At 42.7% G+C, this 12,505-nt stretch carries 18 protein-coding genes and 2 riboswitches; of the genes, 9 read left to right on the forward strand and 9 right to left on the reverse strand.

Going from position 1 to position 12,505, the window contains the following annotated elements:
- Positions 1 to 151 precede the first annotated feature (151 nt).
- From AC3ZVC_RS02305 to AC3ZVC_RS02320, 4 genes are all read left to right on the forward strand, one after another.
- Positions 152 to 850, forward strand: a complete 699-nt coding sequence (locus tag AC3ZVC_RS02305; protein ID WP_490066084.1) for a polysaccharide deacetylase family protein — start codon at positions 152 to 154, stop codon at positions 848 to 850.
- 7 nt (positions 851 to 857) lie between these two features.
- Positions 858 to 1,445, forward strand: coding sequence for a DedA family protein (locus tag AC3ZVC_RS02310; RefSeq protein WP_490066085.1), 588 nt, complete (start codon positions 858 to 860; stop codon positions 1,443 to 1,445).
- A 16-nt stretch (positions 1,446 to 1,461) separates the two neighbouring features.
- Positions 1,462 to 2,610, forward strand: coding sequence for an MGDG synthase family glycosyltransferase (locus AC3ZVC_RS02315; protein WP_490066086.1), 1,149 nt, complete (start codon positions 1,462 to 1,464; stop codon positions 2,608 to 2,610).
- A gap of 131 nt (positions 2,611 to 2,741) precedes the next feature.
- Positions 2,742 to 3,449 (forward strand): FixH family protein, encoded by a 708-nt coding sequence (locus tag AC3ZVC_RS02320; RefSeq protein WP_490066087.1) that lies wholly within the window; start codon positions 2,742 to 2,744, stop codon positions 3,447 to 3,449.
- Positions 3,450 to 3,481: 32 nt separating this feature from the next.
- On the opposite strand, the gene AC3ZVC_RS02325 is transcribed toward AC3ZVC_RS02320, so the two are convergent.
- Together AC3ZVC_RS02325 and AC3ZVC_RS02330 are read right to left on the reverse strand one after the other, a co-directional pair.
- Positions 3,482 to 4,327 (reverse strand): DUF6843 domain-containing protein, encoded by an 846-nt coding sequence (locus AC3ZVC_RS02325; protein WP_490066088.1) that lies wholly within the window; start codon positions 4,325 to 4,327, stop codon positions 3,482 to 3,484.
- Positions 4,328 to 4,625: 298 nt separating this feature from the next.
- Positions 4,626 to 4,826, reverse strand: coding sequence for a hypothetical protein (locus AC3ZVC_RS02330; RefSeq protein ID WP_490066089.1), 201 nt, complete (start codon positions 4,824 to 4,826; stop codon positions 4,626 to 4,628).
- Between the two features lie 117 nt (positions 4,827 to 4,943).
- Here AC3ZVC_RS02330 and AC3ZVC_RS02335 point away from each other — a divergent pair, with 117 nt between their 5' ends.
- Complete coding sequence (locus AC3ZVC_RS02335; protein WP_490066090.1) at positions 4,944 to 5,633, forward strand: DUF1287 domain-containing protein; 690 nt, start codon at positions 4,944 to 4,946, stop codon at positions 5,631 to 5,633.
- A gap of 85 nt (positions 5,634 to 5,718) precedes the next feature.
- Here the strand turns inward: AC3ZVC_RS02335 and tenA are convergent, their stop codons facing one another.
- The 5 genes from tenA to AC3ZVC_RS02360 all read right to left on the reverse strand — a co-directional run bounded on the left by tenA (position 5,719) and on the right by AC3ZVC_RS02360 (position 9,698).
- Positions 5,719 to 6,408 (reverse strand): thiaminase II, encoded by a 690-nt coding sequence (gene tenA / locus AC3ZVC_RS02340; RefSeq protein ID WP_490066091.1) that lies wholly within the window; start codon positions 6,406 to 6,408, stop codon positions 5,719 to 5,721.
- A gap of 53 nt (positions 6,409 to 6,461) precedes the next feature.
- Positions 6,462 to 6,562, reverse strand: a riboswitch (TPP riboswitch).
- 194 nt (positions 6,563 to 6,756) lie between these two features.
- On the reverse strand, positions 6,757 to 7,245 hold the full coding sequence (thiW, locus tag AC3ZVC_RS02345) for an energy coupling factor transporter S component ThiW (protein ID WP_490066092.1): 489 nt from the start codon (positions 7,243 to 7,245) through the stop codon (positions 6,757 to 6,759).
- 182 nt (positions 7,246 to 7,427) lie between these two features.
- Positions 7,428 to 7,544, reverse strand: a riboswitch (TPP riboswitch).
- Positions 7,545 to 7,613: 69 nt separating this feature from the next.
- Complete coding sequence (locus AC3ZVC_RS02350) at positions 7,614 to 7,997, reverse strand: DUF302 domain-containing protein (RefSeq protein ID WP_490066093.1); 384 nt, start codon at positions 7,995 to 7,997, stop codon at positions 7,614 to 7,616.
- A gap of 50 nt (positions 7,998 to 8,047) precedes the next feature.
- Entirely contained in the window at positions 8,048 to 8,443 is a 396-nt protein-coding gene (locus tag AC3ZVC_RS02355) for a DsrE/DsrF/DrsH-like family protein (protein ID WP_490066094.1), read from the reverse strand.
- A 145-nt stretch (positions 8,444 to 8,588) separates the two neighbouring features.
- A complete protein-coding gene (locus tag AC3ZVC_RS02360; protein WP_490066095.1) occupies positions 8,589 to 9,698 on the reverse strand; it encodes an alpha-hydroxy-acid oxidizing protein in 1,110 nt (369 codons plus the stop codon).
- 281 nt (positions 9,699 to 9,979) lie between these two features.
- On the opposite strand from AC3ZVC_RS02360, the gene AC3ZVC_RS02365 reads away from it, so the two are divergent.
- Together AC3ZVC_RS02365 and AC3ZVC_RS02370 are read left to right on the forward strand one after the other, a co-directional pair.
- Complete coding sequence (locus AC3ZVC_RS02365; protein WP_490066096.1) at positions 9,980 to 10,351, forward strand: PaaI family thioesterase; 372 nt, start codon at positions 9,980 to 9,982, stop codon at positions 10,349 to 10,351.
- A gap of 81 nt (positions 10,352 to 10,432) precedes the next feature.
- Positions 10,433 to 10,642, forward strand: coding sequence for a DUF2512 family protein (locus AC3ZVC_RS02370; protein WP_490068793.1), 210 nt, complete (start codon positions 10,433 to 10,435; stop codon positions 10,640 to 10,642).
- On the opposite strand, the gene AC3ZVC_RS02375 is transcribed toward AC3ZVC_RS02370, so the two are convergent.
- Both AC3ZVC_RS02375 and AC3ZVC_RS02380 read right to left on the reverse strand, forming a co-directional pair.
- A complete protein-coding gene (locus tag AC3ZVC_RS02375) occupies positions 10,639 to 10,776 on the reverse strand; it encodes a hypothetical protein (RefSeq protein ID WP_490066097.1) in 138 nt (45 codons plus the stop codon). The genes AC3ZVC_RS02370 and AC3ZVC_RS02375 overlap by 4 nt on opposite strands.
- Before the next feature lie 71 nt (positions 10,777 to 10,847).
- Positions 10,848 to 11,267, reverse strand: coding sequence for a CHRD domain-containing protein (locus tag AC3ZVC_RS02380; protein WP_490066098.1), 420 nt, complete (start codon positions 11,265 to 11,267; stop codon positions 10,848 to 10,850).
- A 175-nt stretch (positions 11,268 to 11,442) separates the two neighbouring features.
- Here AC3ZVC_RS02380 and AC3ZVC_RS02385 point away from each other — a divergent pair, with 175 nt between their 5' ends.
- Complete coding sequence (locus AC3ZVC_RS02385) at positions 11,443 to 11,844, forward strand: VOC family protein (RefSeq protein ID WP_490066099.1); 402 nt, start codon at positions 11,443 to 11,445, stop codon at positions 11,842 to 11,844.
- A 217-nt stretch (positions 11,845 to 12,061) separates the two neighbouring features.
- Positions 12,062 to 12,481: a DUF2269 domain-containing protein gene (locus AC3ZVC_RS02390; RefSeq protein ID WP_490066100.1), complete on the forward strand. Its 420-nt coding sequence runs from the start codon at positions 12,062 to 12,064 to the stop codon at positions 12,479 to 12,481.
- Positions 12,482 to 12,505: the final 24 nt, after the last annotated feature.

Consider the following 12,505-nt stretch of genomic DNA (forward strand, 5'->3'; position numbering starts at 1 on the left):
GATGCGGCCTTTTAACCTTGATTTCCTATTTAGCACTCCTTACCATAAAAGAGGACATTTACATGACATTCTATCGGGACATTAAGGTTATCCTCACTATAAACAGGGAATGGAAGTAAGTGAATATCCATAGGAAAGGACTTAATTTTCCATGGTTTATTTTTTAACAGCCATCTTCATTATCTTTATCCTTTACGGTATACTCCCCACTGTGATTATACGAAAGCTAAATTGGGGGATTGTAAAAGAAATAGCAGAACCAAACGCTATTGCGTTAACCTTTGATGATGGCCCTGATCCCAGCTATACTGCCCGCCTTCTCGATATCTTAAAGAAGCATCATGTTAAGGCAACCTTTTTTGTCGTCGGGGAAAAGGCAGCACAAAGGCCAGAGCTGCTAAAAAGAATGCATGCTGAAGGCCACGCAATCGGCATCCATCACTACCGGCACATTTCAAGCTGGATCTTGGGACCGGTCTCGTTAAATAAACAGCTGATCCGAACGAAGCAAATGATTGAAAAAACGGTAAATGAAGAAGTTATTCTTTACCGGCCTCCATGGGGGCATTTCAATTTATTTTCCCTTTGGCTCGCCAGGAACTATGAAATCATTATGTGGACAGGCATATTTAAGGATTGGAAGGTCAAGCATATCCAGGAGAATTTTTCGGAGGTTTTAACGGAGGCATCCAAACCAGGGAGAATTTTTCTGCTTCATGACAGTGGCAAAACCCTTGGCGCTGACGCTGATGCTCCAGAGTATATGATCCGCCATTTGGATGATTATCTTCAGCAGGCAGCAGAAAAAGGGATACGCTTTGTTTCTTTAAAAACAGGAAATCGGGAGTAGTCTTGCGATGGGTACGGAAACACTAATTGAATTTATTTCATCATACGGGTATTGGATCATTTTTTTATTTCTATTTTTCGGGATTGTCGGCATACCGGCTCCCGAGGAATCGCTGTTATTCCTGATTGGTGTATTAATCGGAAATCACAAGCTTGCCTTTGGGCTGTCTGCTTTCAGCGCTGAGATGGGTGCGTTGCTTGGCATGCTTGCAGCCTATTGGATCGGCAAAAATGCCGGAAAGCCTTTCCTAAAAAAGTATGGTAAGTATATTGGCATAACGGAAGAACGATGGAAAAAGGCTGAGAAAAGCTACCTAAACGATCATCGGCTAATGATATTTGCCGGTTTCTATATGCCTGGCATACGCCAAATAAGCCCGTATTTTGCAGGGATTTCAAAAGTTCCATTTCTTCGGTACTTCCTTTATTCCCTGGCGGGCTCTCTTTGCTGGGTGGTCCCCATAATCGGAGCCGGATATTTTGCAGGAGACCTCTTTCACATTAATCCTAAATATGCCCCCTTTCTTGGGGTCCTGTTATTAGCGATTTTCTTAATCTACATGCTTTTTAAATATGTGAAAAATAAAATAAAGTAAGGAAAGGAGGGCCAATATGAAAGTTCTGGTGCTTCCATTATTCCAATTTCCCACCGGGCATTTAAAAGTTGCCGAAACGATCGAGGAACATATCCTGGAGCAATACCCTGATGCGGATATTAAAATAGTCGATTTTTTAAGCTATTGCAGTGAAAAACTGGAGAAACTTGTGTCGGGAATCTATTTAAAAGGATTTCTCGGTGCCCCTTTTCTTTACAGGGCTTTATACTATACCATCATGTACAAGCAGCATCCATTTAAAATGCAGCCTGATTTGCAGGTGTTATCATATTACTTTGAAAGAAAAATGCAGAAATTCCTTGAAACGGAAAAGCCAGATCTGGTATTTTGCACCCATTCCTTTCCATCCGGAATCATTAGCTCATTAAAACAAAAAGGGCGTTACCAGCGCTTTACAGCGGTGAATGTATATACAGACTTTTTTATTAATGATATATGGGGCAAGCATGGGATTGACTATCATTTCGTTCCTCATCACGAAGCAAAGCAAAAATTAATAACCAAACATCATCTTTTTGGTGAAAGTATTTTTGTCACAGGTATTCCTGTAAGCACAACGTATCAGTTTCCCTCACCTCATAAAGCAGAACGGATTCGCCAGGTTCTGGTTGCCGGGGGAAACAGCGGCTTAGTGGACTCATTCGACCTAATTAGTGCAATGCAAAAACTTCCTCATATTCAATTCAGGATCCTTTGCGGAAATAATGAAGAACTTTTTGCGGAACTTCAAAAGCTGCATTCCGAGCAAATAGTGCCGATTGGTTATATCCATGATCCTGATGAATTGAACAAGCTATATGACGAAGCGGATGCCATCATGACTAAACCAGGCGGCGTTACCATAAGTGAAGCCCTTCAAAAAAGGCTGCCTATCCTGATTCACACTTCCCTTCCAGGGCAAGAGGAAATCAACTTGGATTTTCTGCTGGAAAAGGGGCTTGCGATCGTCATCAATAATGACCAAATGATTAAACAGCTTAAGGATGAGGCAGCCATTCTGGCTTTAAGGACGAACATCGATGCCTATCTGCAAGAAATCACTTGTCCGCTGGAGACTGCCATACAAGCCGCAATTAAAGAAACCGGTAGAAAAAATGCAGAGCCAGTTCATTCTTTAAAAGCCATTCCTACCGTATATCATTAACAGCCTGGAGATTCCAGGCTGTTTTTTTGCATACTTTTTCTAAGTGCCGGGCACCATAATAAATTTAGGTTATAGAAACTGCCTCCATTGTCCATACTTAATATGGAAAATGCATAGAAAGAGGAGTAAAGATGAAAAAGTATACGGTTATTTTATTAAGTGTTATCCTTCTCGCTGGCTGCTCCATGGAAAAAGACAGCGGGAAAAGCGAAAACAAGTTAGAGGTTTCAATTCAGACGCCCGAATCAATCACCCCCCATAAGGAAGTAACTTTAAAAGCAATCGTTACACATGGAGACGAAAAAGTAATGGATGCTAATGATGTTGTTTTTGAAGTATGGCAATCTGGGCGGAATGACCGGGAAATGCTCAATGCTGAACACCAGGGCGATGGCATTTATTCAGTTAAAAAGAACTTTCCTGAAAATGGACAATACTATGTTGTAGCCCACGTCACAGCAAGAAATATGCACCGGATGCCGACAAAGCAAGTCATTGCCGGTACACCTGAAAATACGGTTGTCTTTCAGGAGGAAGAACATCCACATAGCCATGTTTCGATTAACCTGAAAACAGATGGGGCTCTCAAACAAGATGGGAAAGCTAGATTAACGGCTAAAATCCTGAAGGAAGGCGAGCCTTTAACCAATGCAAATGTTAGCTTTGAAGTCTGGCAGGATGAACAGCAGCAATCTGAATATATTGAAGCCTCAGAAAGCATCCCGGGTGAATATGTTGCAAGTAAGTCCTTTTCAGAATCAGGTTCTTACCATATTAAAGTTCATGTAACTAAAGAAGAAATTCATGAACACCAACTCAGCCAATTAACAGTGAAATAACAAAAAGAGCTGGACTCTCCAGCTTTTTTTGTTCAATCAAACGTTTGATTGATATTATCAAGCACGCCTTCGTCATAAAGAATCTCCTCAACAGATGGCCCGTCTTGCAGATAATCAATATCCTCCTGGCACCCTACTGTAAAACGGTTATAGGAATACTCGTATCCATCTCCCATCGTTGAACCTGCTCCCCCTAATTTGATGCAGTGCTCCGGGATTTCTTCACGATTTCCCTTTTCATCAACATAATAATATAAATCTTCAATCAAGCCTTCACTTTGCGGCAAAGTGGTAACAGCATATCCCTTTTTGTTTATCCTAAAAACATCATACTCCCCTTCTGTTTCCGGTTCTGGCGCTTGCCCGAACTCATGGAGAATCATAACTTGTCCAGCATATCCTTGAGGAATAAGATAAAGATCATTTGTCTTTGCCTCCACTTCGGCTTTTTGAAGAATCCAAAGCAGGCCCATCGGCAGCAAACCAGCCAATAGGATTGCCGCTGCATTTAAAGCAGCAATTTTCCCGGCAGGCATTACCCGGTCCCATTTTCGCAGCTCGTCCACCAGGAAGAAAAGAACTGCAGCAAGAAGAGCAAAGTATGCGAACCCTTTAATAAAAAAATAAGTTACTGCCCCCAGCATCGTATGTATAAAAGCAGCTGCTGGAAGCCGCCAGCGGATGAACCTGTTTGTAAGAAATTCAGAAAGCAGCGAAACCGGGATCCCGTAAATCACATTTCCAAACACGCAATAGAGGAAAATCATGATTAGTATGAAAGAAAACATGTCCCCTTCAGTAAAGAGTAAAAGCAGCCAGAAGCCAAAAGTGAAGACGATGGATGAATACAGTGCAGTTTTTAATTTGGATACTAGCATCAGAATCACCCCTTGAGAATTGTGAATAGCTTCACATATATTGTAACATGAAAAGGAGGTTATCCTATAAATGCTTGGGAAAAACAGTCTAAGTCATCCATTAAGGTACGGAGAGGCTGCTCTTCAAAATTTATGCACCACTTTTACCGATATATGCACCTGTTTTTCCATTTATGACTTAATCTCGTTCACTTATGCGTAACTTTCCGTTTTTATGCACCACTTCCCATTCCGCCGTCTGTTATATGGACGAAGATTAATCTTAATAAAGAAAAAACCTGCTCCAGCAGGAAACAGGTCATTCATTTTTTCTCACTCCGATTAGAAACCCTTCATAGATTCGTTCCATTCTGTTCTCTCTTTCGGTTCCCCAATCGACATTCAAATGGGCCACCACTCCAAGATTTTCAGCAGGATAGGTTCCGCTCCTTGGAGTGGAATAGATATTATCCTTATCAATTTGGAATGGCTGCGGCTCCACACTGACATGTTTGTCCATGACCTTCGTAATGCGGAGTATACTCCATCATGAAAAATATTCTTGGTTAATCTTAACATGGAACATGTAACTTTTTGGTAAAAATGGCGTCTAATCCATAAAACGCAGAAGGAGACCATGATGATAAAAAAATTTTTCGCTGCTATACTTGGCGTTCTCCTCATATTCATTCTCTTTTTCCGGAATGGAATCATATTGGATTCAATCGGCATTCATCTAGGGAACCCTTTTTCAAAAAAGGTTGAAATTCCCGCTGACTATCCTCTAGCTGACCGCAATCAAAACGGCATCGCCGATCCCATTGATGTAGTCGAGGCGGCGAGAAAAGAAGTGGAGCAGCGCACGCCTTATAAAAGTGCCTATTATGCCGGGGGATACCCTCCTGATGAAGAAGGTGTTTGTACAGATGTAATCTGGCGGGGATTTAACGGGGCATCAATCACAATCAAAGATCTTATCGACAAGGATATTGCAGAAAACACAGACTTATATCCGCGTGTTAACGGCAAGCCGGATCCGAACATCGATTTCAGGCGTGTTCCTAATCAAAATGTGTATTTCAGCCGGTACGCAATATCTTTAACAACTAAGCTTATTCCTGGAGATACAAATAACCTTCAGCAATGGCAGCCCGGCGATATCGTTGTTTTCCTTTCTCCCAAGTTTGACCATGTTGCCATCATATCTGACAAACGGACAAAGGATGGCATTCCTTACGTCATCCATAACTCCACACCTTTTGCGGCCGAAGTGAAGCTATCTTCCTTTAAAACACCCATTACGGCGCACTATAGATGGAATTTTTGAAAAAAAAAGCCTGCCCTGCCGGTAAGCAGAAGCAGGCGTGTTATTGACAACTTTCTGGCTTTTTTCGAAACATAATTACGTTTTCTTATGATGTCACTGCTGTATTGCCAGCTGGCCACTCCTCACAGGTGTAAGCCATCTCCCAGAATCCAAGCTCCAGCTGGCAGCTTTTGCGATAGGCATCCTTCATTCGCTGCCTTTCTTCTGGAGATGCTGCTTCCGCAAGCTCATCCAAACGATTCCTCATATTCATGGTAACTGTTTCAACCCTTAAATTTGCATAGAAAGAAATCCACGGGTAAAAAGGATGGTCCTCATGCGGCTCATATTGCTTCATGAGCTCAAGCCCTATTTCCCAATAAGTCCAAGGGCAAGGCAATAACGCAGCGAGGATTTCGCCCATCCCGCCTGTATGGGCATGGTACATCATATGCTTGACATAATGGTCTGCCGTCGGAGGAAGCGGGAAGCCCTGCAGCGCTTCATATCCCACACCAATCTGCTGGCAGAAATTATGATGAGGGTGGATTTCGCTGTTCAGTACAAATTCAATTTGCTGATTGAAATAAGCAATATCCTTCCGCTCAGAAGACTTGGAAATGGCGATTCCGTATATATGCATAAAAGCATTCAAATACTCATAATCCGCTTTAATATAATGGGCCAGCGCCTCTTTCGGCACATCTCCTCTCCCGATCCCCTGTACAAACGGATGCTGAAAAATAAGCTGAAATAAATCATCATTTTCTTTGCGAAGAATATCTGTAAAAGTCATTAAAATAGCCTCCTAATTATTCAGAAGCTGCCGGGGAAAAAGCATGAGGAAAAAAGAGGTCCCCACCGCTTCCCTGCGCTGGCATTACCCAGATCAGGTTCCAAGGGACAAAGGAAAAAGCCTTATCTCAGCCGAAGCGCCCCTAGCAGTTTTCTTATTGTTTTATTCGTTCCTACCACTTCTTTTAACGAGTTTCGATGAAGCTGCTTCATACCTGCTTTATGAAACTGCTTTTTCCCGCTTATTTCGGTAAAGCTGCTTCATACTGCTCTTTGCCGCCGCTTCTTCTCGCTCCATCGGCTTCAAGCTCTCTGTTCCTCCGTTCAGAAACGCACGCCCTCTAAAAAATCACATATTCTGCACTAAATTTTTTTCCTTCACTTTAGCGAGTACCATCCACCCAATAGCCGCACCGGCAAAGCTGCTGACAAGGAATGGCGGTATAAAGAAGAATGCACCAGCTGCGCTTCCCATCAATATTTTTGCATACGGGACTGCAAACAGTGCTCCGATAATGCCTGTTCCCACTACCTCACCAACTCCAGCCCAGATTTTCCGGCCGAATTTCAGATAAAGCACGCCTGCCAAAAACGCGCCAATCATTCCGCCTGGAAATGCAAGCAGCGTCCCAAAACCAAGCAGGTTTCGCAGTAATCCGATCATAAACGCCACTCCCACTGCCGGCAGCGGCCCAAGTGTTACTGCCGCCAATACATTCACCGCATGCTGGACGGGATAGGCTTTGGCCACACCTGCCGGAAACCATAACAAATGGGAGCCCAGCGTTCCAATCGCCACAAATAATGCCATCGTCGTCAATAAACGGGTTTTATTCACCTTAACCTCCTTCCTCAAGGGCAGCCTGATCGCTTATCATGGAGAAAAGTATGTACATAAGAAAAGCGCAAGGCGCCTGGCGCTGGACAGTTATCGAAGTTCAAAGCTTATACTTTCTTTCCTTCAAAAAAAGCCAGATCCGCGAAAGGACCTGGCTTGGTTTAAGTATAAATGATTCGACATACCGTCAAAGCCTACTTCCCTCCGCTGGCATTAACCAGATCAGGTCTATAAGAGTCGGAAAGCTATATCGCGCTTCCCTCTCAGCCCGCACATTCGGGGCACCCCTAGTAGTTTCATAGATATTTAATTTGATAAGCTGCCTCAAGCTTAACAAATTATTCCGGGACTGTCATCATTCTTTTTGCTTAGATGCTTTTATCAATACATCCGATTAAACGGTTTTCAATATCAGCCGCAATGCTTTGAACGGATTGGTCATTGACGAGTTCAATCATGCTTGTCGGCTTAGGCATGCCAATTTTCGTTTTGCCGGCATCCTCATAAACTACAATTTTACAAGGCAAGAAATAGCCAGCCATTTTGTTCTGTGTTAATACGCGATGTGCTTCAAATGGGTTGCAAACTTCTAAAACACGGAAAGATTCATTATAGTCCAGCCCTTTCTCCTGCAGTTTTTCCTGGACGTTAAACTGCCAAAGGACCCCGAATTTTTCTTCCTTCAGGCTTTCTTCAAGCGAAGAAATAGCTTCATCAATCGATTTCTCGGTTTCTACTGTGTATTCGAACATGATTGCATCTCCTTTTGTATCGGTATTCTGGTGGATCGGCAAATCTTCAATTAGAATGTTAGCGTAACATCCGCATCGTTGGCAAATTCAAGGAATGTTACAGCTCCGCCAACCTCAATTCCATCTACAAAAGCTTCTTTTTCAAGTCCCATAACATCCATAGTCATCTGGCAGCCGATAAATTTAACGCCTAAATCCTGTGCCATTGCCACTAATTCAGGAATTGCAGGAACATTGGCTTTTGTAAAGCCCTCTGCAAAATGCTCTTTTCCTTCAGGCATTGGAAGCTGCTGGTATGCTTCTTTATGAATTAAGTTTAATCCTTCGAAAGTGAAGAAAATCGCTACTTCTGCATCTGTTGCTGCCGCCGCAGTCGCAATGTTGTACACCTTGTATGCATCAAATAATCCGCCGTTGCTTGCAATAATTGCTACTTTTTTACTCATCGTAATTCCTCCTGAAATTTTATTTTTGGGGACTTTTTAGACCCTATGTAAACTCTTTATACATTTACCCCTATAGGTATATTATTAAACATAGATTGTTCTGTCAACAAAAAAACTCCCTTTCTCTAGGGAGTTTTCTCTTAAACTATTTAATGAGCTGCAGACTGGCCATTTCCCTCAAGCTGCTGACCCCGGCCAAAGAGAGGGAGACCTTTGTTTCTTCTATAAAATTGGCAAGCACCTTTTCTACGCCAGCCTGCCCGCCAATGGCCAATCCATAAACATAAGGCCTTCCCAGGCAAACCGCATCCGCTCCAAGCGCCAGCGCTTTAACCACATCTGACCCGCGGCGAATCCCGCTGTCAAAGACAACCGGAATCCGGCCATTTACTTCCTTCGCGATCGGTCCAAGTGCATCAATCGCTGCCGTCACGCCATCCAGCTGCCTGCCGCCATGATTGGAAACAATGATGCCATCTATTCCTTTCTCAACCGCAAGCTTCGCATCTTCCGGATGGAGGATGCCTTTTATTAGAACCGGCAAATTTGTTATCTCCTTTAATCTGGCAACATGCTCCCAGCTTAAAGTTGGATGGTGGATATTATCGAGGATCCCCTGTACCACATCGCCATCTTTAAGAGAGGCCATAAATACCGGATCAGTTTCATAGTTTGCCTTTCCATAGCCCAGCTTTAATGGAGAAAAATTGTTCCTGAGATCCGCTTCCCTCCATCCCATCATGACTGTATCGACCGTTAAAACGATCGCTTCATACCCGGCTTCCTCCGCACGGCGCACCATATTAAAAGCCGTCTCTTCGTGATTGGACCAATATAGCTGAAACCATTTCGGACTGCTGCCCGTTGCTGCGGCTATCTCTTCAATCGAGTGGCTTGAAACCGTGCTCTGAATAAAAGGAACCTGATAAGTAGCCGCCGCTCTGGCCGACGCAAGCTCCCCCTCTTCATGTTCAAGCCTCTGCATTCCAATCGGCGCCAGAAAAATTGGATATGGATACGTCTTTCCGAATAGCGTCACACTTGTATCCGGTACCGAAACATCCCTCAGCATTCTTGGTACAATCGAATATTTCGCGAATGATTCCGTATTTTTTCTCAGGGTTTCTTCCCCGCCCGCACCTGATTGGACATACCCAAATCCCCCAGCCGCCATCTTCTTCTCTGCTTCCTTCTCCAGCTCTGTGTAGGAGATCGGGAAATTCTCTGCGAAGCTAATATTCTCTACCTTTGCCATTTTTCCAGTCCTGCCTCTCGCTTAAAATTAGAATTTATTGAAAATAATATCATTTTTTCGGATTTATTGAAACCACGTTGGCGTTTCGCGATTATATTTTGAATATCGCGGATATATCCAATTTTTCGCGAATAAAATGAAATTTTCGCGAATATATCCAGATTTTGCGGATATACAGGTCTCCACGTACCTCAACAGCAAATGATTTTTTCAAAAAGCAGGGATTTCATCAAAAATTCGTGAATAAGTCAACATATCTTAACCATATTGGAGTGTACATAATGCTAATCAAACAGCCTTTTGATGAATTTTTAAAATTTCATTATGAAAGAGTCGATGAAACCCATATGAAAGTGACTTTGCCAATCCAGCCGCTTTTTATCAATAGCGCTGGACTTGTCCATGGCGGGATTATTTCCACACTGGCGGATGTGGCGATGGGGAATATTTTTAAACCGGATGAAAACAATATGCAAACCGTCGTAACTGCAGATTTAAAGGTTAGCTTTTTAAGGGGCGCTACCGGTGAGTTCCTAATTGCCGATGCCCATCTGGTAAAAAGAGGCCGGACACTGAATCACACAGATTGCCACATCTACAATAACCATAATCAGCTAGTTGCCAAAGCTTCCGGCATTTTCGCTTCTATCTGAGTTAAATTAAGTTCCACTTTTCTGGAAATCTATGGCATAGCCTATCGTCTGCAGGGTATAGATCCGTAAACAACGATAGGGATCAGCAACGTCCTTAGCTTTTTCGTCATCTTGCTTTTAGAGGAAATGATTGTGGCTGGAAAAGACAATCTTGCATTGTCAGCCCTTGTTTCCGCCCTTGTCATTGGTGCAGGAGAATGGTTCTTCCATGAAACCGGGTTTTCCATAATGATGATGCTCATGATTAAAAAAAGACTCCTCGTGCAGGAGTCTTTTTTGCAGGGTTCTTAATACTCAATCTCATCATAATCCTTAGGCTGCGGAATCGGCTGATTGCCCTCATGCTTGCCAAATTCATTGATGAGCTGCTGCTCTTCTGTAAGCGAATTTTGAGGCTTTTCTCTATTTTCATCCTGCTTTTTCAACGTTATGACCCCTTTCAAGTGTTCTAAAAATTAATATGCTCACTTTTCAAGGAATCAACCATTCATGCTTATTAGTCCCAATAAGGCTTGATTTGACCGCGAATCTCTCCGTCTGGGTTTTGGGCTGTATGCACGTTAACATATGTGTCCCCATCACTCATCAGGTCTATAAGAACGGATAAAGGTTTTCCTTCTAAAGGACCCACTAAATCCCTGGCTGTAATGATCCCTTCTACAACACCCTTATCTACACTAATGTCAGGATCGATTAAGCCAAAAAGAAAAACGACAACTGGACCGTTTACACCCCTTCTTCCTAAATGAATATGAGCTTGAGTAAAGTTGGAAAGATCATTAACTGTCAAACGGTAGCCCATTTTCCTCTTATCCTTGCTTACTTTAAATTTTGCCGTGCCAAAAGCATCGGTACGAACTGGCGGAACTTCTTCACTGCCTTTTAACCTGGCAAAAAAAAGTTCATTTCTGTCCATTATTATTCCTCCTGTTCATTACACAATTTAATGATATATTTTATGCCCTGGGTCAAAAGAATGATTGTACAAACACCGAGATAAATCGTTAAATTGGCGGTATGCTTATAGAAAGAAGGATTTTTCCCCCTTTCCGCCAAATAGTTATATAGCTAAATTCCAAAGGAGGGCAAACATGACCAACTATATTTCTCATATCGCAACAGTCGAGATTCCGGTATCCAAGCTGGATCGATCGGTTAATTTTTATGTAGATGTTCTTGGTGTTGAAGTAGAGTTCAAAGGTGAGAAAAATGCCATGCTAAGCTTTCAATCAAAGGGTGTGCCTACGATATTCCTGGTTGAAACCGCAGAGGGGAAATCCCTTTCATTCCCCAACTCGAATGATGGTGTCGAGCATAGTGTGATTGATTTTTATACACCTTCTTTAAAAGAGCTCCACCAATGGCTGCAGGAGAAAAACGTGGAAGTTGGGCCACTCAACCTCAACCAGGAGCACGGCCTTGGCGGATTCGGATTCAAAGATCCGGATGGCAACCTGCTCAGCGCCTGCAATGTGCTGCATAAAGGGCAATAAACCCGCTCACTAACGAGCGGGTTTTTTTTATACCAAAATAAGACTAGCGCCCTACTGCAAATTACGGCGGAGGCTGATATGGACATCCCCTTTCCCTTGCTACACTTATAAAGTGATTCAAAAAGGAGGGAAAAAGGTTGAAAAAATTAAGCACAAAAGCGACCAGGTGGCTGAAAATCCTTCATATCATTCTCGTTTCATTATTTTTCGGGGGATCATGAGCTCGCTCGCATTAAATTTCTCCATGGAAATGGCCGCCTATGGTCAAACCCTGGAAATGTACAAAAATGTGGTGACAATTAGTGATTATGTCGTTCGGATTGGTGCAATCGGTACGTTATTAGTTGGCTTTATTTATGGATTTTTTACAAACTGGGGATTTTTCAAGCACAGATGGGTTACCGTCAAATGGATTTTATTTATCATCCAAACCGTGGTCGGCATTAATATCGTCGATGAACTAATGATGGAAAATATGACTCTTCTTGAAGCGGAAGGCAGCAAGGCATTATCGAATCCTGTTTTTATTGATAATCATATAACCCGCCAATATGCCGTCTACTTTCAAGTCGCTGTTACCCTCTTCATCTTTGGCATTTCCGTATTAAGGCCCTGGAAAAAGAAAAAGCAAAAATAAAAATGGCAGTGATTCACTGCCATT

The sequence above is a fragment of the Cytobacillus sp. C11.1 genome, from assembly GCF_058145115.1.